Below are 19,745 nucleotides of genomic sequence, written 5' to 3' on the forward strand. Positions count from 1 at the left end.
GAGCGAAGATCCTATGGCCGATCTGATGGGTGATCACGTGGCGCCGAAATCGGCGGAAGCGGACGATTTTTACGACGACTACGGGGACACGCTGCGCGAGGAGTGCGGCGTGTTCGGCATTTATGGCCACCCCGATGCGGCGGCGATCACTGCCCTTGGACTGCATGCGCTTCAGCATCGCGGCCAGGAAGCGGCCGGTATAACCACTTATGACGGCAGGCGTTTTCATTCCGAGCGCCGGCTCGGCCTAGTCAGCGATGCATTCTCCGACGGCGAGGCCATCAAGCGCCTGCCCGGCCATATCGCGGTTGGCCATGTGCGCTATTCGACCACGGGCGAAACCATTCTGCGCAACGTCCAGCCGCTCTTCGCCGAGCTTGATGGCGGCGGATTCGCCATTGCCCATAACGGCAACTTGACCAATGGCCTGACGCTTCGTCGCCAGCTCATCCGCGATGGCGCGATCTGCCAGTCGACCTCCGACACCGAGGTAATGCTGCATCTCGTCGCCCGCTCGAAGCGCCCGCGCTTCACCGAGCGTTTCATCGACGCGCTGCGCTCGCTGGAAGGCGCCTACGCCTTTGTCGGCCTCACCAACAAGAAGCTGGTGGGCGCCCGCGACCCTCTCGGGATTCGCCCGCTTGTGCTCGGAGAGCTCGACGGCCACCCGATCCTGACCTCTGAGACCTGCGCTCTCGACATAATTGGTGCGCGTCACGTGCGGGACATCGAGCCTGGCGAGGTCATCGTCTTCTCCTCCGACAAGGTGGAGACGCTTCGTCCCTTCGGCAGCTTGCCGCCCCGTCCGTGCATCTTCGAGTACATTTATTTCGCCCGCCCGGATTCGGTTGTGGGCGGGCATTCCGTCTATCAGGTCCGCAAGACCATGGGCATGCAGCTCGCCGCAGAGGCCCCGGCCAATGCCGACCTCGTGGTTCCGGTGCCGGATTCCGGTGTTCCGGCGGCCATCGGCTACTCCCAGGCATCCGGCCTGCCCTATGAACTCGGCATCATCCGCAATCATTATGTGGGCCGCACCTTCATCCAGCCGACCCAGTCCGTGCGCGACCAGGGCGTGCGGATGAAACACTCGGCCAATCGCGCGGTGGTCGAAGGCAAGCGGATCGTACTGATCGACGATAGCCTGGTGCGCGGCACCACCTCGGTGAAGATCGTGCGGATGATGCGCGAGGCCGGCGCCCGCGAGGTGCATTTCCGCATCTCCTCGCCGCCGATCACCCATCCGGACTATTACGGCATCGACACGCCGGACCGCGACAAGCTGCTGGCCGCCACCCACGACCTCGAAGGCATGCGTCGCTATATCGGCGCCGACAGCCTCGCCTTCCTGTCCATCGATGGTATCTACAAGTCGATGGGCTATGAAGGCCGCGACCCGCTGCGCCCGCAATTCACCGATCATTGCTTCACCGGCGAATACCCCACCCTGCTGTCCGATCGCGAGGGCGAGGTGGCGCCGCGCCAGCTCTCGCTTCTGGCCGAGGCGAGCTGACCGCATGGTAAAGTTTCGCGAATGGCATCGCGGTAGGCTGATCGACCATGTCTCGCTGGTCGTCGCTGACTATGAAGCCTGCCGCCGTTTCTATTCGGCGGTCCTCGCGGTGCTCGGCGTGCCGCAGTTCGAGGGCGAGGACTGTTTCTTCGCCGACGAACTTGTCGTCTCGCCCGGTGTGCCGCCGACCGGGCGAGCCCACATCGCCTTCCAAGCAGCCGATGAGGAGACCGTGCGCCGCTTCCACGCCGCCGCACTCGCCGCCGGCGGGCGCGACAACGGGCCGCCGGGCCTGCGCGATTATCACCCCGGCTATTACGCCGCCTTCGTGCTCGATCCCGAGGGCAACAACATTGAAGCGGTCTTCCACGGCCCGGCCCGGCGCTCCGTGCCCTCCGTGGTCATTACCGACGACACGTGAGCCTTCGAGGAACCGCCATGTCCGACCTTTCCACGGCAGAGCCTGCCGCGCGTCCGCTTGACGGCCGGATCGCCCTCGTCACCGGCGCCACACGCGGCATCGGCCATGCCACCGCCCTGGCGCTGGCCGAGGCAGGCGCACATGTGGTGGCCTTGGGCCGCACCAGCGGCGCGCTTGAGGAGCTCGACGATCGGATCGTCAAGGCCGGCTCCACCGCGACGCTGGTGCCGCTGGACATCAAGGATGGCGAGGGCATCGACCGGCTCGGCGGCGCGCTCTATGAGCGCTTCGGCAAGCTCGACATCTTTGTTGGCAATGCTGGCGTGCTCGGGCCGATGACGCCGCTGGCGCAGGTCGACCCCAAGGAGTGGAACGACACGCTGGCGGTGAACCTCACCGCCAGCTGGCGGCTGATCCGCTCGCTGGACCCGCTGCTGCGGCTCTCCACGGCCGGCCGGGCGGTTATGGTCTCCTCCGGCGCGGCCCACAAGGCGCGGCCGTTTTGGGGCCCCTACGCCGTCACCAAGGCGGCGGTGGAAGTGCTGGCCCGCACCTGGGCGGCGGAGGTGGAGAACATCTCCAGCCTGAAGGTCAACCTGATCAATCCGGGCCCTGTCCGCACCCGTATGCGGGCCAAGGCGTTCCCGAGCGAAGACCCGAACACCCTACCCACCCCCGAAGAGGTGGCGCGGGCGATTCTCGCCCTGTGCCTGCCGAGCTTCGAGGAAACCGGCCGGCTCTACGACTTTCCCACGCAGCGGCTTATGTCTTTCAACCTGCCATCGTGAGTGTCCCTATACGCCAGAGGCCGAACCTCTTTGAAGATTCTTATCGCGACCAACCATCTTGCGCTCTATGGCGGCTCTGAGATCGTCTGCCTGGAGATGGCGGAATACTTCAAGAGCCGCGGTCACCGGCTCACGGTCTTCGCGAGCGTGGCGGCGGCGCCGATGGCCGACATATTCGGATCCCGCGTCGGCGTGAGACTCGTCACCGACCCGTTCGAGATCGCCCCTTTTCCGCTATGACCTCGCCTATATCCAGTATCAGGTTGCCGGCCTGTTCGATTACAAACGCGACGCCCATTCGCTGGAAAAGACAGCCTTCGTCTTCGGCAAGCTGGGCCGAAAGAGTTTCATGGAAAGCGGCGGCTGGCGCCATGATCGCGTACTTGCCGACGCGTATTTCGCCAATTCGGAGGAGACGGCGAGCAGCCTGCGCGGATTGGGCGTTCCGGCGCCCGTCACGGTCTTCCACAACGCCGCACCCGAGGCCTTCTTTCGACCGACCTCCCCGGCCCAAAGCACCTTGAGGACGATCACCCTCATTTCCAACCACAACGATCCCGAGCTTATGGAGGCGATCGATCGCCTAGCACTTGACTATAAAGTGCAGCGCATCGGCCTCAGGCAAGGCCGGCAGACGTTGGTGACGCCGGCCGTCATCCACGCGAGCGACCTCATCGTCAGCATCGGCAAGAGCGCCCCTTACGCGCTGGCGAGCGGGGTACCGGTCTTCGTCTATGACCATTTCGGGGGGCCCGGCTATCTGACCCACGACAATTTTGACCGGGCAGCTCGCTTCAACTTCAGCGGCAGATGCTGCGAACGTCGGCTGGATGCTTCAGCCCTGGCGCAGGAAATCGTTGAAGGTTACGCTTGCGGCCGCGCGTTCATTAGGGAACTGGGCACCGAGAGGCTCGCGCGATACCAGCTAGAGCCGTATCTCGACGCCATGCTGGCCATTGCGCCGACCGAGCGGCCCTTCTCGCCGCAGACCCGATTATCGCGCAAGAGCGGCTCCTCGCCACTTATGTGCGCAACCAGTCGCTGGAAGAGCATGTTAGCCGAAACCGCCCGGAGCAGCGGCTCCGCGGGACGATAAAGAGAGCGCTCATTCTTGCTCGACGACTGGACCTCCTGATCACCCGAAAGGGTCTGAGGCCATTTGTCGGGCGGGCTCAGTCCTTCTCGGCGTAGGGATTGTCCTTCTCCCGCAGCGTGAGCCGGATCGGTACGCCGGGCAGATCGAAACTGGCGCGTAGATTGTTCACGAGATAGCGCACATAGCTCTCGGGCAGCGCGTCGGCGCGCGAGCAGAACAGCACGAAACTCGGCGGCCGGGCCTTGGGCTGGGTGATGTAGCGCAGCTTGATGCGGCGGCCCGAAACGGCCGGCGGCGGATGCTGGTCGGTAGTTTCGATCAGCCAGCGGTTCAGCGGATTGGTGGCGACGCGGCGGTTCCACACCTCGTGCGCCTGCTGCACGGCACGTACCAGACGGTCGAGCCCCTCGCCGGTCAGGCCTGACACCAGCACCACCGGCGCGCCCTTGACCTGCGAGAGCCGGTCATCAGCCTCCTCGCGCATGCGGGTGACGAAGCCCTGCTGGTCCTTGACCAGGTCGGACTTGGAAATCGCCAGAACGACCGCCCGGCCCTCGCGCTCGACGAGGTCGGCGATGCGCAGGTCCTGCTCCTCGAAAGGATGGGTTGCGTCCATCAGCACGATCACAACTTCGGCGAAGCGGGCGGCGCGCAGTCCATCAGCGACGGAGAGCTTCTCCAGCTTGTCGTCGATCCGGGCGCGCTTGCGCATGCCGGCGGTATCGAAGACGCGCAGTTCCACCCCGTGGCGCTCGACATCGACGGCGATCGAGTCGCGGGTGATGCCCGCTTCCGGCCCCGTCAGCAGCCGGTCCTCGCCGAGAAGCGCGTTGATCAGCGTGGACTTGCCGGCATTCGGGCGCCCGAGCACAGCGACGCGGATACGACGTCCGGCCTCGGATTCTTCCTCTTCATCCCCCTCGTCCGGCACGCACAGCGCCAGCGCACGGAGGAGATCGCCCATGCCGTCACCATGCTCCGCAGAAAGCTCCACCGGTTCTCCGAGGCCCAGGGCATAGGCGTCCAGCGTTCCGCTTTCGGAGCCCTTCGCCTCGGCCTTGTTAGCAACGAGAATGGTGTGCTTGCCGGAGCGGCGGGCGAGTTCGCCAAAGGAGCGATCGCTTGGCGTGATTCCTGCCTTGGCGTCGATCATGAACAGCAGCACATCGGCATCGGCGATGGCGGCCTCGGTCTGCGCGCGCATACGGCCTTCAAGCGATTCTGCCTTGGCCTCCTCCAGCCCCGCCGTATCGATAATCCGGAAGGACAGGTGGCCGAGCCGAGCGTCGCCCTCGCGCCGGTCTCGGGTCACGCCGGGCCGGTCGTCGACCAGCGCTAGGCGCTTGCCGACAAGACGGTTGAAGAGCGTCGACTTGCCGACATTCGGCCGGCCGACAATGGCGACGGTCATCGTCATGGAAGAACTGGGCCTCCGCGCCCATCAGCTCTACTGGGCCGGGCCGGTGGCGGCCGCCGCGCCCGCGGCCGGCGGCTCGTTCTGGTAGGGATTGTAGGCGGAATTCGCCGGCTGCGGCGGCGCCTGGTTGTAATCCACGCCCGGCACGCCTTCGGGAAACACCGGCTGGCGGGCACCGGGCAACGGCTTTTCGCGCTCGTTGAACGGGTTCAGGGAGTCCAGCGTCTCGCAGCCAGCAGCCGCCAGCGTCAGCCCGAGCACCGGGATCAGCAGCAAGGTGCGGCGCAGGCGCGAGCGGAACAGGGATGTCTCATTGCGCATCAGCATCTCCTCACGGCGCGGCGGGGGTGGCCGCCCCCGGCTCAGATGCCGGCGATGTCGAGGGCGCCGCAGCGGGCGCCTCGGGCGAAGCAGCAGCGGGAGCCGAAGCCGGTTCCACCGCCGGCGGGGTCGTCTGTACCGGAGCGGCAGACGCGGCGGGCGCCGGAACTGGCAGCGAGGAGGCCGCCAGCGTCCGCATCAAATCCGCACGGCGGCGCAGGCCGGGAGGCGTCTCGCCATCGCCGAGGATGGTGGTGAAGGTCGTGGTCGCGCCCGCATAGTCGCCCGCCTTGTACTGGGCGAGGCCGATGATCTCGCGGGCGGAATGGCGGAACGCCCCCGAAGGAGTGTCGAGCGGCTTCATCCGTCCTTCGATGTCGGCAAGCGGGGCGGTGTCGACCAGCAGCAGCGCGGCGCGCACCTGCGCCACATTCTGCATCAGCGGGCTGATCGAGGCATCACGGGCCAGCGCGTCATAATCGGCAACGGCCGCCGCGCGGTCGGTCTTGGCGAGTTCATCGGCGGCTTGGAAGCGCGCCAGAATGCGGTAGCCGCGCGTGCCGTCCTTCTCCAAGGCGGCGAAGGCGGCCTCGGCCTCGGTGGTCTTGCCCTCGGAAGACAGCTTCATCGCCGCCTCGAACTGCGCGCCGGCGGCCTGATCCTGCTGCAGGCGCCACCACTCATAGCCACGCCACCCGGCGACGGCCACGACGATGAGAACGGCAAAGCCGATGAGGTAGGCGCCGTAGCGCGTCCATAGCCGACCGAAGCGCTCGCGGCGCAGGTCCTCGTCGATCTCGTTGAAGATGTCAGCCATGTCGCGTCCGTGGGCACTCGTCGGAAGGGCGCCGCAGGGAAGCGGGGCCGGTACTGGAAAGGGCCGCGTAAACTACCGATGCGGCTTCAACAAGGCAAATCGCGCGGCGACCGTGTACAGCGCTGCGCGTTTCACCTGCATATGTGGGATTTCTAGCCCTTTTTCGGGGCGTAGACATGCTCCGGGCCGGGAAAGCTGCGCGCCCGCACTTCGCTCGCATAAGCCTCCACCGCCGCGCCAATGGCAGGGCCGATATCGGCGAACTTCTTGACGAAGCGCGGCACGCGGTCGGAAAGGCCGAGCATGTCTTCGAGCACGAGAATCTGGCCGTCGCAGGCGGGCGAGCCGCCGATGCCGATGGTGGGCGGTGCGACCTCCTCGGTGATCTGGCGGGCGAGAGGCTCGGAGATCGCCTCCAGCACGATGGAGAACGCGCCGGCCTCGGCAATCGAGCGGGCATCATCGAGAATCAGCGCCGCGCTCGCCTCGTCGCGCCCGAGCGCCTTGAACGAGCCGAGCGTGTTGATCGCCTGCGGCGTGAGGCCGACATGGCCCATGACCGGCACGCCGCGATCAGCGAGAAAGCGCACCGTCTCCGCCATGCGGCGCCCGCCTTCCAGCTTGACCGCGCCGGCACCGGTTTCCTTCAGCACCCGCGCGGCGGTGGCGAAGGCCTGCTGCGGCGAGCCCTCATAGGAGCCGAAGGGCAGGTCCACCACCACCAGCGCGCGCGCCGAGCCGCGCATCACCGCCTGTCCCTGAAGGATCATCATGTCGACCGTCACCGGCACGGTGGTTTCCATGCCGTGCATCACCATGCCGAGCGAATCGCCAACCAGCATGAAGTCGACATGCGGGTCGACAAGGCGGGCGGTATGGGCGTGGTAGGCGGTCAGCGAGACGATCGGCTCTCCGCCCTTGCGCGCCCTGATATCGGGTGCGGTGAGGCGGCGGGCGGCGGACTGGACGGACATGTCAGGCGGTTTCCTCGTTTTCTTGCAAGGGCTTGCTCAGCCCATGACCGGCACCCCGACGATATAGGGGTGGAACCAGAAAGTGAGGATGGCATAAAGCACGACACCGCCAGCGACCGCAACGAGGTCGCCCCACCAGTTGGCGGGTGCGGCCGGCAGCGGCGCCGCGCGGCGCTTGGCCATGATCCGCAGCACCACCGCCCAGGCCAGGATGACGACGGCGAGGGTTACGGTCGCGGCATCGCCATTGGAGATCAGATGCGCCAGCGCCCAGGTCTTGATCGCCACCAGGAACGGGAATTTCAGCCGCGCCTTGATATGGCTCGGCACGAGCGCCGCCACAGCGAAGATGGAGGCGAACAGCATCAGCAGCAGTGCGAGATGGCGCAGCCCCACGGGCGGGTTATAGAGCTGGGCTGGGCCTTCCGCCCGCCACTGGCCGAAACCATAGGCAATCATCAGCACGCCGATGATCGCGAGCACGCCGTGCACGATCCGGTAGGTGGTGACGCCGAATTGTGCCGTCAGCGCCGTGCCCATCTTGCGCCGCGCGGCGACGATGTGAATGGCGACGAACAGGGCAAGCCCCGCCAGCATCAGGATCATGATCGTGCTCCCCGGTGTGCGATGGCGCGCACGCTAGATCGTTTCCAATCGCCGCGCCATCCGGGCAAGGGCCGACTTTTTGTCCGGGGCCACCGGAGGCGGGCGCCTGCGGGCCACACCGGGATGTGTAAACCATAAGAGGGGACGGCTCTCCCGTGCCGGAAGGGCGCGTGTCAGAATGATGACGCCATCGGTTGGGGGAACCGGAATGAAATCCGTGCTGGCGATTCTCGCACTGGGTCTGTTGCTGGCCCTCGCTCCACCGGCGAGCGCGCAGGGTGTCGTAGCCGCAGCCACCGGAGCACCGACGGCAACGGAACTGGGTGAGATGGCTCTCCGCGGGGCCGCGCTGGCCACGGTAGCCGCGCCGCCGGAGATGAGCCCGCCCTCGGCCGCCACCCCGGGGGCGCTCTCCGCCCCCGCCATGTCAACCACGCCGCAGGCAGCCCCTTCACCTGCGGCTCCCCTGGCGCCCGCCGCGCCGGCGATGCAGGCGGCGTCCGTCGGGGACCCTGCCGGCCCGCTGGAGGCCGCGCTGCCGCCACCGCCCGATGTGCGGGTGGAGGTCAGCCTTTCCAGGCAGCGCATGGTGGTGTCGGTAGAGGGGGTCGAGCGCCATGCCTGGCCGGTTTCCACCGCCCGCAAGGGCTATCGCACGCCCCTTGGCACCTACCGGCCCGAGCGCATGCACAAGCGCTATTTCTCGCGCAAATACGACAATGCGCCGATGCCCTATGCGATCTTCTTCCACAGGGGCTGGGCGATTCACGGAACCAATGACCTGCGGCGGCTCGGCCGCCCCGCCTCGCATGGCTGCGTGCGGCTGCATCCTGGCAATGCCAAGGCACTGTTCGCCATTGTCAGCAAGTATGGCCGCGCCAATACGCGGATCGTCGTCGTTCGCTGAAGGCGGCCGCGTGTGCGGCGGGGATCAGCCGGTCTTTTTCACGTCCTTCACATCGGTGAACACGATGCCCGGCCAACGGTCGCCGGTGTAGCCGATCATGAAGGCCGAGGGGCTGAGGAAGACGAGGTCGCCATCGAGGTCGTCGGCGGTGGAGAGCCGGTTGCCAGCGGCGAAGTCGTCGAGCTTTTTCGGGTCTTCCGAGGACACCCAGCGGGCGAGCTGGAATTCCGACATGTCGAAGCCGACCTCCAGCCCGTATTCGGCCTCCAGCCGGTTCTTCAGCACGTCGAGCTGCAGCGGGCCGACCACGCCGACCAGCGCCGGCGAGCCGTCGGTGGGGCGGAACACCTGCACCACGCCCTCCTCGGCCATTTCCTGCAGCGCCTGCTTCAGCTTCTTGGCCTTCATCGCGTCCGGCAGCTTCACCCGGCGCAGGATTTCCGGCGCGAAGGAGGGAACGCCGATGAAATTGATGTCCTCGCCTTCGGTCAGCGTGTCGCCAATGCGCAGATTACCGTGGTTGGGAATGCCCACCACGTCGCCGGCATAGGCTTCCTCCGCCAGCTGGCGGTCCTGAGCGAAGAAGAATTGCGGCGTGGCGAGGCCCATCGGCTTGCCGGTCCGGACCAGCTTCGCCTTCATGCCGCGTTGCAGCCTGCCCGAGCACAGGCGGGCGAAGGCGATGCGGTCGCGATGGTTCGGATCCATATTGGCCTGGATCTTGAACACAAAAGCGGTCATGCGCGGCTCTTCCGCCTCGACCCGGCGCTTGTCCGCCTGCTGCGCGCGCGGCGGCGGGGCATAGCGGCCCAGCCCTTCGAGCAGATCGCCGACGCCGAAATTGCGCAGCGCCGAGCCGAAATAGACCGGCGTCAGATGGCCTTCGAGAAAGGCTTTCAGCTCGAACGGGTTGCACACTTCGCGCACCAGCCCGAGTTCCTCCGCCAGCGTCTCCTCCTTGAGCGTGACGTTCAGCGCGGCGATGTCGGCCATGCTCATCTGCCGCAGCGGGCCGGTCTTGCCCTCGTCGCCATCGAGCAGCCGCATACCGCCGGTGGCGATGTCCATGGTGCCGACGAAATCCCGCCCCTGCCCGACCGGCCATGTCATGGGCGTGGTGTCGAGCGCCAGCGTCTTCTCGATCTCGTCGAGAATCTCGAACGGGTCGCGGCTTTCGCGGTCCATCTTGTTGATGAAAGTGATGATCGGGATATCGCGCAGGCGGCAGACTTCCAGCAGCTTGCGGGTGCGCGCCTCGATGCCCTTGGCCGCATCGATCACCATCACCGCCGCGTCAACGGCCGTCAGGGTGCGATAGGTGTCTTCCGAGAAGTCCTCATGGCCCGGCGTGTCCAGCAGGTTGAACACATGGCCGTTGAACTCGAAGGTCATCACCGAGGTCGCGACCGAGATGCCGCGCTCGCGCTCGATCGCCATCCAGTCCGAGCGCGTGGAGCGGCGGTCTTTCTTGGCCCGCACCTGACCGGCGAGCTGGATCGCGCCGCCGAACAGCAGCAGCTTCTCGGTCAGCGTGGTCTTGCCCGCATCCGGGTGCGAGATGATCGCGAAGGTGCGCCGGCGCGCCACCTCGGTAGCGATGGGCGATGCGGCGGAATTGGAGAGAGCGTTCATGCAGGCGGATGTGGCAGGGAAGCCGCGCCGGATCAAGGGGTGGTATGGTTGTTCCGTTGCCCGCTGTCCAAGCCGACCAGTTCCATCACCGTCATGCCGGGCGCAACGTCGCCAAGCGCCGGGATCGCTCTCCATTCGGGTGACGATGCCAGATCGGCCTGAAGACCTTCCGCGATGAAGGCCAGAACATCGCCCTGCCGCTCAGCCGAACTGCTTCTCGTAAGCCTCCGGCCTGAAACCAACCAGCAACGCGCCGTCGATATCGAGCACCGGCCGCTTGATCAGCGAAGGCTGCGCCTGCATCAGGACCAGCGCCTTCGCCGCGTCGAGATCGGCCTTCTCCGTGTCGGAGAGCTTGCGGAAGGTAGTGCCAGAACGGTTGAGGAGGGTTTCCCAGCCAACCTTACCGACCCACTCGCCGAGGCGGTCGGCATCAATTCCTGCGGCCTTGTAGTCGTGGAAGGCATAGGTGACGCCACGACCATCGAGCCAGGCGCGCGCCTTCTTCATGGTGTCGCAATTCTTGATGCCGTAGATCGTGACGCTCACAGCCATCTCCCCGCACTGCCGCCCCCGTCATAGCGGGGACGGCACGGCGTTTGAAGAAGGATGTCAGGAAGCCTGGCGACGATCAGTTGGCCGTCGCCGCGCCGATGGCGCCGCCGGCCACCGCGCCGATGCCCGCGCCCCAGGCGGCGCCGGTGCCGCCGCCAGCAATGCCACCGATCACCGCGCCGGTGCCGGCGCCGATCAGCGCGCCCGTGCCGGTGCGACGCTGGGTGTTGGAACAGCCCGCCGCGACGAGAGCGACAATGGCGACAACGGTGAGCTTGACGGCAACGGATCTGGACATCGGTCGATTCCCCCAAATGAAACAATGGACGAAATTACCGCCGCCGCCTCACTCTCACAATCGCGCGCAGCTAGCTACCATTACGGAGAACAACCCAGCCGCGCATCGGCGCTAGCGCCAGCTGCGAACCCAGCGGCCGGGCTCATAGACCCATTGGCCCCGGCGCAGTACCCAGCGCGGGCCGACGAATTCGAACCCGCGACGGTTTTCCTCCCAGTGACCCGCTGTCCACACCCAGCCCCGGCGCGGCTTCCAGGCCCAATGCCCCGGTATCCATGTGTAGCCACGGCGCAGCGGCGGGCGCGGTTCGCGACGCGGGGCTGGCGGTCGGCTGGTCGGCGCCGATTGCGCCTGCGCCTCCTCCTGCGTCGCGAGGCCGATCGGGACGGCCAGCAGCGCGAGAGCGGCTTTGAGAACAGATCGGCGCGAAAGCATATCAGTCACTCCAGCGGAGGGCGTTGGCCGATGATGACCGGCGCCTTGGCGCGGCGCAACTCAGCGAGCGGCTCGCGTGTTCGTGCCCTGCAATTCAACGCTCGAAAGGTGTATGATGCGTTCAACCGCCGGACGATCAAAGATCCGGCAGGCCGGGAGGTCGCCATGCATCGCCGTATTCGCCTGTTCCTCGCCGTCACCTTCTTCTCCGCGCTCGCAGTCACTGCCGCCGCCGCGCAGGAGCCGGGGGCCGACGCCAGCTGGAAATCGTTCAAGCCGGACGTGTTCGGCGAGCGACCGATCGAGGCGGCAAGTCCGCTCGTGCGCCTTACGGCTCCCAAACGCGCGGAGGATGCCGCCATGGTGCCAATCGATGTCGAGATCGTGCTTCCCGAGGGCGATCCGCGCACCATCACCAAGCTGACGCTCATCGTCGACGAGAACCCCGCCCCGCTCGCCGCGACCTTCACCTTCGGCGGCAACCGCCGCGATGTCGCGCTCGGCACGCGGCTGCGGGTGAATTCCTATTCCTATGTCCGCGCCATCGCCGAGACCAGCGATGGCGGGCTCCACATGGCCGAGAGCTATGTGAAGGCGTCCGGCGGCTGCTCCGCCCCGGCGATGAAGGACGAAGAGGCCCAGCTGAAGAACCTCGGCCAGCTCAAGCTGAAATCGGTAAAGGCCGACGGGATGGGTGACGCCAGCCAGGCCAGCCGCGTCTCTCAGCTGCAATTGATGATCCGCCACCCCAACTATTCCGGCCTGCAGATGGACCCGCTGACGCGGGCCTATATCCCGGCGAAGTTCGTCGACAACATCCGCGTCACGCAGGGCGACGACTTGGTGTTTTCCATGGTTGGCGGCATCTCGCTGAGCGAGGACCCGGCCATTCGCGTTTCCTATGACCCTGCGGGCAAGGAGATCCATGTCGATGCCGGGGACACGGACGGGCGCAAGTTCGAGGGCGCGCTGAAGCCCGCAAGCTGAACGCCCGAACGACGAAGAGCGGGAGCCGCGCCGGCCGCGCGCCTCCCGCACTCGCTCAATAGAAGCAGGTGACTTCCGCTTCCGCCTGCGCCCGGTGCAGATCAGCGACAATGTCTCGGAAAATGCCGGTATTTCGGAACAGTTCCGCTTGCTGGCCTGCCACCTGGCTGACGCTCATGATGGTCTCGGCCTCCTCATAGCGCTCGTAGGGCAGGATGGTGGCAATGGTGTCGATCGAGCACGAGCACTTCTCCAGCGCCTGACGCGTCTGGCCGTTGGCGGCCATGCAGCCGAACACATAGTCGGCGCGGGCGACGGTGGGATAATCGTTGATCAGTCCGGCCTGCGGCGCCTGCGGGGGTGGCTTGCGGGCGCCGGCGGTGAGACCGGGCGACAGCATGTCCTGTGCCAGAACCCCACCGGCACCAAGCACCGTCAATATCAGGACTGCGGCCGTGCGGCGGAAGGCCTTTTCTCCCCGCACGGGGCGTGTGTTCGCCATGGTCATTCCTCCTGGGCGGCCGCCTATTTCACCGCCGGGGTCGTGGAGGCCCCGGTCAGAGTCAGGCTGGTCTCGATGATGTTGGCTCCGCCATCCGCCTTGGGCGTGACGACGTCGATGGAATAAAGCCCGCCAGGCACGGCATCGGAGAACAGGAACTCATACCGGCGGCCGACCAGTTCCTGCAGCTTGTCCTTGTTGGGATCCTCGGCGAAGGGAAGCATGGTCAGCTTCCAGCCCTCGACCTCGCGGCCATCGAAGGAAAAGCGCGCGGGCGTGACCGTGCCGGAGGACAGATGCTCGCGCACCCGGTTGCGTAGATAGAAGGGACTGCCCTTGGTGAGCTGTGCGAGTTCTTTCACGTCGCGCTCCAGCAGGATCAGCGCGATCGGATTGCCGTTCATGGTCGGGAACGGCCCGGCTTCGCCTTCCTTGCTGCCGCGATGGATAAGCACGTCGGCGATCCGCTTGGTGGGATCGTCGGCGGGGGCGGCCACCTTCATTTCCAGCGTTTCTTCGAAGCCGTCGCCAAGCTTGGCCTCGGCAGTCACATGCTTGTAGGCATAGGTGAGCGTCGTTCCCACGGCCACATTCGACAGATAGGGCCGCTCGAAGAAAAGCTCGGTGGCCGTCGGCGCGGCGAGCGCAGCTGTCGCAAAGAGGATCGCCATCGAGGCCGTCGCGGCGAGGGTACGGGCAGAACGCAACATGAAGACTCTCCGTCAGCCGGCGCGGTCGGGCTGGAAATAGCGCCGGTAATCGTAAATGTCGGAGCCTTCGGCGTCGGCCTCGGCAAGCGCCAGCAGGTCGGCATGTAGCGGCGACAAATGGCAGGCGGGATCGGTGGCGGCCGCATCACCGGCAATCGCCATCGCCTGGCAGCGGCAGCCGCCCCAGTCGATTTCCTTGCGCTCGCAGCTCTTGCACAGATCGGGCATCCAGTCGGTGCCGCGAAAGGCGTTGAAGGCGGGCGAGTTCAGCCAGACATCGGTCAGCGAATGCTCGCGCACGTTCCAGAAATCGAGGCTCGGAATCGTCTCAGCCGCATGGCAGGGCAGCACCTTTCCGGACGGGGTGACGTTGAGCGACTGCCGCCCCCAGCCATTCATGCAGGGCTTGGGATATTTGGCGTAATAGTCCGGCACCACCGCATCGATGGTAAGCACGCCCTTCAGCCGAACCCGCGCCTCCTCAACCACATCGAGCGCCCAGAACACCTGGTCGCGGGTCGGCATCAACGCGCCACGATTGCGCAGCGCCCAGCCATAATATTGCGAGTGGGCAATCTCGATCCGCCGCGCGTCGAGCGCCAGTGCCAGCTCGATGAAATCGGGAATCTGGTGGATGTTCGCCCGGTGGACAACCGAGTTGACGGTAAGCGGCAGGCCGAGCCGGCGAACTTCGCGCCCGACAGCCAGCTTCCTCTCATGAGCGCCGCGGAAATTGGAGACCTTGTCGGTCATCTCAGCCGTCGCGCCCTGGAAGGACAGCTGCACATGGTCAATGCCGGCATCCGAGATCGCCTGTAGCCGCTCGGGCGTCACGCCGACGCCGGCAGTGATAAGGTTGGTGTAGAGACCCACGTCGACGCAGTGGCGGATCATCTGCTCCAGATCGCGGCGCGCCGTTGGCTCGCCTCCGGAAAGGTGAACCTGCAGCACGCCGAGCTTGGCGGCCTCGGAGAACACGCGCAGCCACGTCTCGGTGTCGAGCTCGACATTGCGCCGATCGAGTTCGACCGGGTTGGAGCAATAGGGGCATTGCAGGGGGCAGCGATGCGTCAGCTCTGCCAGCATGCCATAGGGGATGGGAGGCGCCGGACGGGCCGGCACCTCCACGCGGCTGCGGGGCTCTTCGATCAGGCTCATGACGCGGCATCCCCGATCACTGGCGACGTCACCTCGATGAGGCCCTTTTCGGCGAGGCCGGAAAGGAATGCATCGACATCGGTCGCCACCGTTGTGCGCTCCACGGTGAAGGCGGTCGCCAGCTCATCGACGATGGCGTCGATGGAGCGGGCGCCGTCCACCTTCTTCAGAATCTCCACCGCTACCGGGTCGGGGTTCAGCACGCGCTCGGGCGCCAGCAGCACCCACTGGCCGCGCGCCTCATCGTGACGCAGCCGCACGCCGCGCGCGAGCTTGGGAACGCCAGTTGCGGCAAGAGTCGCTGTCATCACCCCTCCTTCGGGACGAAGGCCCCCGGATAGGCCATTTTCGGATCGATATAGGCGAAGTACAGCGCGTCGAGTTGCACCCAAAGCACGTTGCACTTGAACTCGAGCGCACGGATCGCCTGCTCCTGCTGCTCCGGGGTGCGGGCGTGCTGCTTGACATAGTCGAGCGCGAAATCCGCATCACGCGGCGCTTGCGTCAGGCGCTTGTCGAAATAGGCCAGGGTATCCTTGGAAACGAAATCATAGTTCTTCAGCATGCCGGCCACACGCTCGCCGATGATGCCGGGCGAAAACATCTCCGTGAGCGAGGAAGCGATAGCCTCTAGAAGGCTCTTCTCGCGCACGAAATGCACATAGGCATCCACCGCGAATTTCGTCGCCGGCAGCAGGCCGGACAGCGAGGTGACGGTGTGGCGGTCAAGGCCGAGGCTGTCGGTCAGCACCAGCCAGCGGGCGATGCCGCCCTCGCCTTCGTGGTCGCCATCGTGATCGACAATGCGCTGGCGCCAGACGCGGCGCAACTCCGGCTCCTCCATACGGGCGAGGATGGCGGAATCCTTCACCGGGATCATGGCCTGATAATAGTAGCGGTTCAGCGCCCAGGCCTGCACCTGCCCAAAGGTCAGATTGCCGTTATGCAGCAGCTTATGAAAGGGGTGAAGGCTATGATAGCGGCGCGTCCCGACATCGCGCAGGCGATTTTCCAGTTCTTCCGGCGAGAGAAGCGTGGTCATAGGGCAATCTCCATCCCATCTTGAGCGATTTCCCATCCGGCTTTATTCGCCGTTATCCGCTCTTCTGAGCCATCAACGAGCACCGGATTGGTGTTATTGATGTGAACATAGATTTTCCGGCCGACGTTGACGTTTCTCAAGGCCTCTATCGAACCGCGGTCGCCCGACATCGACATATGCCCCATGCGCGCGCCGGTCTTGGTGCCGACCCCGGCGCGGATCATCTCGTCGTCGCGCCAGAGCGTGCCGTCGAACAGCACGGCATCGGCACCCTCAAGGCGCGCCCTCAGCGAATCGGTCATGGCCGCGCAGCCAGGAATATAGAGGACTCGCCGCGCGCCGGCCGTCAGTTCGACGCCGATGGTCTGCTCGCCCTCCCGATCGGTGGTGAGCGAGCCCTTCTCAGCCTGCTCGCGCGCTTCGAGATAGAGGGCAATCTTGCCGGGCACCGGGAAGATTGTGGCCCTGACCCCCGGCACCAGATCGAAGGAGGAGCCGAGCTCGACGGGGCGGCGTTCGACAACGTCCGGCGCCAGCACGTCGAACGCACTGCTGCCGGCAAGCACGCCATGCACGCCCGGCGTCGCCATCAGCGTGAAGGGTTGGGCTTCACGTAGACTCAGCAGGCCGGCCACATGGTCGATATCGGCATTGGTCAGCAGCACGGACGCCAGCGGCGAATGCCGCAATCCATGGCGCGGGTGCAGCGCCGGCGTGGCCTGAAGCTGCGAGAGGATTTCCGGCGCACAATTGACAAGCGCCCAGTCGACGCTATTGGCGCTAACCGCGATCGAGGCCTGCGTGCGCCGCTTGACCCGCGGATCATTCGCCCAAGCCAACGAGCAGACCGCGCAGCGGCAGTTCCACTGAGGGAAACCACCGCCCGCGGCCGATCCAAGGATCACAAGTTTGAAGCGGGACGGGGACGTTTCCATCGGTGGGCCGATTTTACGCCATCCCGTCCCTTATTAGGCTCAGAAGTCAGCCGGATAGTAGGCGTTGACTTCCATGCCGACGCAGACTTCAACAATGCGGGGAGCAGTCCAGGCCATATCTTCCTCCTCGATTATTCAATCTCATACTACTTCATAAGAAGTTCATAAGAGATTGAGTTGCTTTGCGGATATTACACCGCACCAGTAATGTGAGGATCGTTTCGCCATCCGTCAAGAAGACCCTGTCATCTTTCGTTCTGGCGCACATAATACCACTCCACTTCCGGTGCTTTCTCCCTCGAGAGACGCTCAACTCTCCTCGGCTTCGAGCATGAAGCCACGGCCGCGTACCGTCATGATCAGGTGCGAGCCCTCCGGCAACGCCTCGGCGAGCTTGTGCCGGAGATAGCCGACATAGACGTCGACCACATTCAGCGAAGCGCCGCCATGCCCCGCCCACAGCGCGGCGAAAATGTCGGCCCGCGACAGCGGCTCTCCGGGATGACGCATCAACAGCGCGAGAAGTTCCACCTCACGCTCGGTCAGCCGCACCCGCGTGCCCCCGAATTGTGCCTGCCTTGTGTCGAGATCGAGAGACAGCGCGCCGACCTCCAGCCGGCGCGGCTCGGTGCCGGCATTGCTGCGTCGCAGCGCCTGCACCTTCACCCGGGCCAGCAATTCCTCGAAGGCGAACGGCTTGACGATATAGTCATCCGCTCCGGCCAGAAGCCCCTCAGTGCGCTCGTTAACGCTGGAGCGGGCGGAGAGCATGAGGATGGGAGCGGTCTGCCCACCGGCCCGGAGCGCCTTGCACACCTCGATGCCCGAGCGGCCCGGCAGCATCACGTCAAGGATGATCGCTCCCCAGGCCTTGCCATTGACCACCCGCAGGGCCGCCTCGCCGTCCCCCACCAGTTCGACATCATAGCTTTCCGAGGAAAAGCCACGCCTCAGCAGCGAGCCGATATCGGGATCGTCCTCAACGACCAAAATGTTCATTGAGCGGCCTCCAGTGTGATGTCCGGCACGGGGAGCGGCAGGCGCACGGTGACGCAGGTCCCGCGCCGCCGCCCGTCTTGTCCCGTACTGCTTTCAAGAGCGATGCGCCCACCATGGCGGTCGACGATCCATTTCGCCAGGGCGAGACCTATACCGAATCCCGTGCCTTCGCGCGTGCCGGCAGAGCCGCGCCAGAACCGCTCGAACACATGCGGCACTTCGTCTGGAGGGATGCCGGTACCATGATCGCGCACCTCGATCACCACCTCGTCTCCCTCGTGCCTCGCTGTCAATCGCACGCTCTCGCCGGGCGGGGAATGGCGCACCGCATTAGCGACGAGGCCGTCGAAGGTCTGGCGCAGCCATTCGCGATCAGCGTCGACGGCGAGACTCTCACTGCCCCCGTCCGCCTCTAGCACCAGACCGCCAGCCCGCGCCACGGGCGCCATGCCCTCGCAGACCTCGGTGAGCAGATCCGACACCAGGAACAGCGAACGGTCGAGTTCGATCTGTCCGCTCTCCGAGCGCGCAATGCGCAGCAGGTCCTCGACCCGGCGGTGGAGCCGGCGGGCACGCGACTGGATCACCAGCAGCGCCGCGCGCAGGTCCTCCTCGCGCGGGCGCTGCGGGCGCAGCGTGATCTCGACTTCGCCGAGGATCACCGTGAGCGGCGTGCGCAGTTCGTGGCTGACATCGGTGAAGAAGCGCCGACGCGCCATGTCGACATTTTCCAGCCGTGTATTGGCGGCGCGCAACTCCGCCGTGCGGTCGTCGACAATCTGCTGCAGCTGCTTCTGCGCTGCCACAAGCCGCGCCTCGCGCCGGGCAAGATGCACCGCCATGCGATTGAAACGCGCCATGGCGAGGCTCAGCTCGTCGTGCCCGGTGACGTTGACCCGGGTATCGGAGCGCCCACGCGCGATCGCGGCCGCGGCCGCCGACACGTCGGAGACCCGGTTCACCAAAGAGCGGCCGAGCAGGTTGTAGAGCGCCACCGCCAGCAGGCCGGTGAGCGCCAGGCCGATCAGCCCCCAGCGCAGCGTGCGGTCGCGCAGCATTTGCACCTCACCCTGTGTGGCGTGGGCGGTCGTACGCTCCTCTTCCATCGCCTGGGTGAGCGGGCTGCCGAAGCCGGCGGCGAAGACGTCGAGCACGACGCGCACACCGGTCGAGGCGTCCGGACTGGCCAGCGCATTCTCCACCTGGCGGTCCAGCACCTCGAACTGCGCCTTCAGCCGGGCGACGGTGCGACTGCGCGCCGCCATCAGCGTGCGCTGCTCCTCATCCTGGAAGCGTCGCACATCCTCCGCGAGTGCGGCCTCGAATCGGGCGAAGGAATCGCGCGTGCCGCGCCGGGCCATCGCCAGCGCCTCCTGGGTGCGGGCGCTTGGCTGCTGCGCGGTCTGCAGCGCCATCAGCGCGTAGTCGCCGATGCGCCCGGAAATCGCCGAGAGCAGTTCCAGCCGGTTCTGCGCCGAGACCAAGCGGTCAAGCTGATTGCTCGCCGCGCCAAGCGCGAACACGAGCACCAGTGTGGACGCGGCTGTGACCAGCACGGCAACGGACAACAGCAGCGCCATGCGCGCCCTGAGCGACGAGAACAAGCCACGCCCCATGGTGTCTCACCGAATG

25 protein-coding genes are annotated in these 19,745 nt (G+C 65.9%); 7 read left to right on the forward strand and 18 right to left on the reverse strand.

Annotated features, from left to right (window positions below):
* The first annotated feature begins 13 nt into the window (after positions 1 to 13).
* From purF to J2S76_RS10880, 5 genes are all read left to right on the forward strand, one after another.
* Positions 14 to 1,513 (forward strand): amidophosphoribosyltransferase, encoded by a 1,500-nt coding sequence (gene purF / locus J2S76_RS10860; protein WP_370874729.1) that lies wholly within the window; start codon positions 14 to 16, stop codon positions 1,511 to 1,513.
* A 4-nt stretch (positions 1,514 to 1,517) separates the two neighbouring features.
* A complete protein-coding gene (locus J2S76_RS10865) occupies positions 1,518 to 1,934 on the forward strand; it encodes a VOC family protein (RefSeq protein WP_307060346.1) in 417 nt (138 codons plus the stop codon).
* A 17-nt stretch (positions 1,935 to 1,951) separates the two neighbouring features.
* The gene (locus J2S76_RS10870) at positions 1,952 to 2,722 is read left to right on the forward strand and encodes an SDR family NAD(P)-dependent oxidoreductase (protein ID WP_307060348.1); all 771 of its coding nucleotides are present in this window, start codon (positions 1,952 to 1,954) and stop codon (positions 2,720 to 2,722) included.
* A 30-nt stretch (positions 2,723 to 2,752) separates the two neighbouring features.
* The gene (locus J2S76_RS10875; protein ID WP_307060350.1) at positions 2,753 to 2,962 is read left to right on the forward strand and encodes a hypothetical protein; all 210 of its coding nucleotides are present in this window, start codon (positions 2,753 to 2,755) and stop codon (positions 2,960 to 2,962) included.
* A gap of 109 nt (positions 2,963 to 3,071) precedes the next feature.
* Positions 3,072 to 3,818 (forward strand): hypothetical protein, encoded by a 747-nt coding sequence (locus tag J2S76_RS10880; RefSeq protein WP_307060353.1) that lies wholly within the window; start codon positions 3,072 to 3,074, stop codon positions 3,816 to 3,818.
* Positions 3,819 to 3,894: 76 nt separating this feature from the next.
* On the opposite strand, the gene der is transcribed toward J2S76_RS10880, so the two are convergent.
* From der to J2S76_RS10905, 5 genes are all read right to left on the reverse strand, one after another.
* On the reverse strand, positions 3,895 to 5,235 hold the full coding sequence (der, locus tag J2S76_RS10885) for a ribosome biogenesis GTPase Der (RefSeq protein ID WP_307060355.1): 1,341 nt from the start codon (positions 5,233 to 5,235) through the stop codon (positions 3,895 to 3,897).
* A gap of 30 nt (positions 5,236 to 5,265) precedes the next feature.
* On the reverse strand, positions 5,266 to 5,556 hold the full coding sequence (locus tag J2S76_RS10890) for a hypothetical protein (RefSeq protein WP_307060357.1): 291 nt from the start codon (positions 5,554 to 5,556) through the stop codon (positions 5,266 to 5,268).
* A 10-nt stretch (positions 5,557 to 5,566) separates the two neighbouring features.
* Positions 5,567 to 6,373, reverse strand: a complete 807-nt coding sequence (locus J2S76_RS10895) for a tetratricopeptide repeat protein (RefSeq protein ID WP_307060359.1) — start codon at positions 6,371 to 6,373, stop codon at positions 5,567 to 5,569.
* A 152-nt stretch (positions 6,374 to 6,525) separates the two neighbouring features.
* Entirely contained in the window at positions 6,526 to 7,347 is an 822-nt protein-coding gene (gene panB, locus J2S76_RS10900; RefSeq protein ID WP_307060361.1) for a 3-methyl-2-oxobutanoate hydroxymethyltransferase, read from the reverse strand.
* 36 nt (positions 7,348 to 7,383) lie between these two features.
* The gene (locus J2S76_RS10905) at positions 7,384 to 7,953 is read right to left on the reverse strand and encodes an NnrU family protein (RefSeq protein WP_307060363.1); all 570 of its coding nucleotides are present in this window, start codon (positions 7,951 to 7,953) and stop codon (positions 7,384 to 7,386) included.
* Between the two features lie 328 nt (positions 7,954 to 8,281).
* On the opposite strand from J2S76_RS10905, the gene J2S76_RS10910 reads away from it, so the two are divergent.
* A complete protein-coding gene (locus J2S76_RS10910) occupies positions 8,282 to 8,860 on the forward strand; it encodes a L,D-transpeptidase (RefSeq protein ID WP_307060365.1) in 579 nt (192 codons plus the stop codon).
* Positions 8,861 to 8,884: 24 nt separating this feature from the next.
* On the opposite strand, the gene J2S76_RS10915 is transcribed toward J2S76_RS10910, so the two are convergent.
* The 4 genes from J2S76_RS10915 to J2S76_RS10930 form a co-directional block, all read right to left on the reverse strand.
* On the reverse strand, positions 8,885 to 10,492 hold the full coding sequence (locus J2S76_RS10915; protein WP_307060367.1) for a peptide chain release factor 3: 1,608 nt from the start codon (positions 10,490 to 10,492) through the stop codon (positions 8,885 to 8,887).
* A 201-nt stretch (positions 10,493 to 10,693) separates the two neighbouring features.
* Entirely contained in the window at positions 10,694 to 11,041 is a 348-nt protein-coding gene (locus J2S76_RS10920) for an ArsC family reductase (protein ID WP_307060369.1), read from the reverse strand.
* Positions 11,042 to 11,123: 82 nt separating this feature from the next.
* The gene (locus tag J2S76_RS10925; RefSeq protein ID WP_307060371.1) at positions 11,124 to 11,345 is read right to left on the reverse strand and encodes a YMGG-like glycine zipper-containing protein; all 222 of its coding nucleotides are present in this window, start codon (positions 11,343 to 11,345) and stop codon (positions 11,124 to 11,126) included.
* Between the two features lie 111 nt (positions 11,346 to 11,456).
* The gene (locus J2S76_RS10930) at positions 11,457 to 11,780 is read right to left on the reverse strand and encodes a hypothetical protein (RefSeq protein ID WP_307060372.1); all 324 of its coding nucleotides are present in this window, start codon (positions 11,778 to 11,780) and stop codon (positions 11,457 to 11,459) included.
* A 165-nt stretch (positions 11,781 to 11,945) separates the two neighbouring features.
* On the opposite strand from J2S76_RS10930, the gene J2S76_RS10935 reads away from it, so the two are divergent.
* The gene (locus J2S76_RS10935) at positions 11,946 to 12,767 is read left to right on the forward strand and encodes a quinoprotein dehydrogenase-associated SoxYZ-like carrier (RefSeq protein WP_307060374.1); all 822 of its coding nucleotides are present in this window, start codon (positions 11,946 to 11,948) and stop codon (positions 12,765 to 12,767) included.
* A gap of 55 nt (positions 12,768 to 12,822) precedes the next feature.
* On the opposite strand, the gene J2S76_RS10940 is transcribed toward J2S76_RS10935, so the two are convergent.
* The 9 genes from J2S76_RS10940 to J2S76_RS10980 form a co-directional block, all read right to left on the reverse strand.
* On the reverse strand, positions 12,823 to 13,275 hold the full coding sequence (locus J2S76_RS10940) for a hypothetical protein (protein ID WP_307060376.1): 453 nt from the start codon (positions 13,273 to 13,275) through the stop codon (positions 12,823 to 12,825).
* Between the two features lie 17 nt (positions 13,276 to 13,292).
* Positions 13,293 to 13,979: a hypothetical protein gene (locus J2S76_RS10945; protein WP_307060378.1), complete on the reverse strand. Its 687-nt coding sequence runs from the start codon at positions 13,977 to 13,979 to the stop codon at positions 13,293 to 13,295.
* A gap of 12 nt (positions 13,980 to 13,991) precedes the next feature.
* Positions 13,992 to 15,137 (reverse strand): pyrroloquinoline quinone biosynthesis protein PqqE, encoded by a 1,146-nt coding sequence (pqqE, locus tag J2S76_RS10950; protein WP_307060380.1) that lies wholly within the window; start codon positions 15,135 to 15,137, stop codon positions 13,992 to 13,994.
* A complete protein-coding gene (gene pqqD / locus J2S76_RS10955; protein WP_307060382.1) occupies positions 15,134 to 15,445 on the reverse strand; it encodes a pyrroloquinoline quinone biosynthesis peptide chaperone PqqD in 312 nt (103 codons plus the stop codon). Before pqqD ends, pqqE begins: the two co-directional genes overlap by 4 nt.
* Positions 15,445 to 16,179 (reverse strand): pyrroloquinoline-quinone synthase PqqC, encoded by a 735-nt coding sequence (gene pqqC / locus J2S76_RS10960; protein ID WP_307060384.1) that lies wholly within the window; start codon positions 16,177 to 16,179, stop codon positions 15,445 to 15,447. Before pqqC ends, pqqD begins: the two co-directional genes overlap by 1 nt.
* Positions 16,176 to 17,114 carry a pyrroloquinoline quinone biosynthesis protein PqqB gene (pqqB, locus tag J2S76_RS10965; RefSeq protein WP_307060386.1) on the reverse strand — a complete coding sequence of 313 codons (939 nt, stop codon included), beginning with the start codon at positions 17,112 to 17,114 and terminating at the stop codon, positions 16,176 to 16,178. Before pqqB ends, pqqC begins: the two co-directional genes overlap by 4 nt.
* Before the next feature lie 39 nt (positions 17,115 to 17,153).
* A complete protein-coding gene (gene pqqA / locus J2S76_RS10970; protein ID WP_081620376.1) occupies positions 17,154 to 17,231 on the reverse strand; it encodes a pyrroloquinoline quinone precursor peptide PqqA in 78 nt (25 codons plus the stop codon).
* A 192-nt stretch (positions 17,232 to 17,423) separates the two neighbouring features.
* On the reverse strand, positions 17,424 to 18,113 hold the full coding sequence (locus J2S76_RS10975) for a response regulator transcription factor (RefSeq protein ID WP_307060388.1): 690 nt from the start codon (positions 18,111 to 18,113) through the stop codon (positions 17,424 to 17,426).
* Positions 18,110 to 19,729 carry a sensor histidine kinase gene (locus J2S76_RS10980; RefSeq protein ID WP_307060390.1) on the reverse strand — a complete coding sequence of 540 codons (1,620 nt, stop codon included), beginning with the start codon at positions 19,727 to 19,729 and terminating at the stop codon, positions 18,110 to 18,112. Before J2S76_RS10980 ends, J2S76_RS10975 begins: the two co-directional genes overlap by 4 nt.
* Positions 19,730 to 19,745 lie beyond the last annotated feature (16 nt).

The organism is Ancylobacter vacuolatus (genome assembly GCF_030813595.1).
GTDB classification, from domain to species: Bacteria; Pseudomonadota; Alphaproteobacteria; order Rhizobiales; family Xanthobacteraceae; genus Ancylobacter; species Ancylobacter vacuolatus.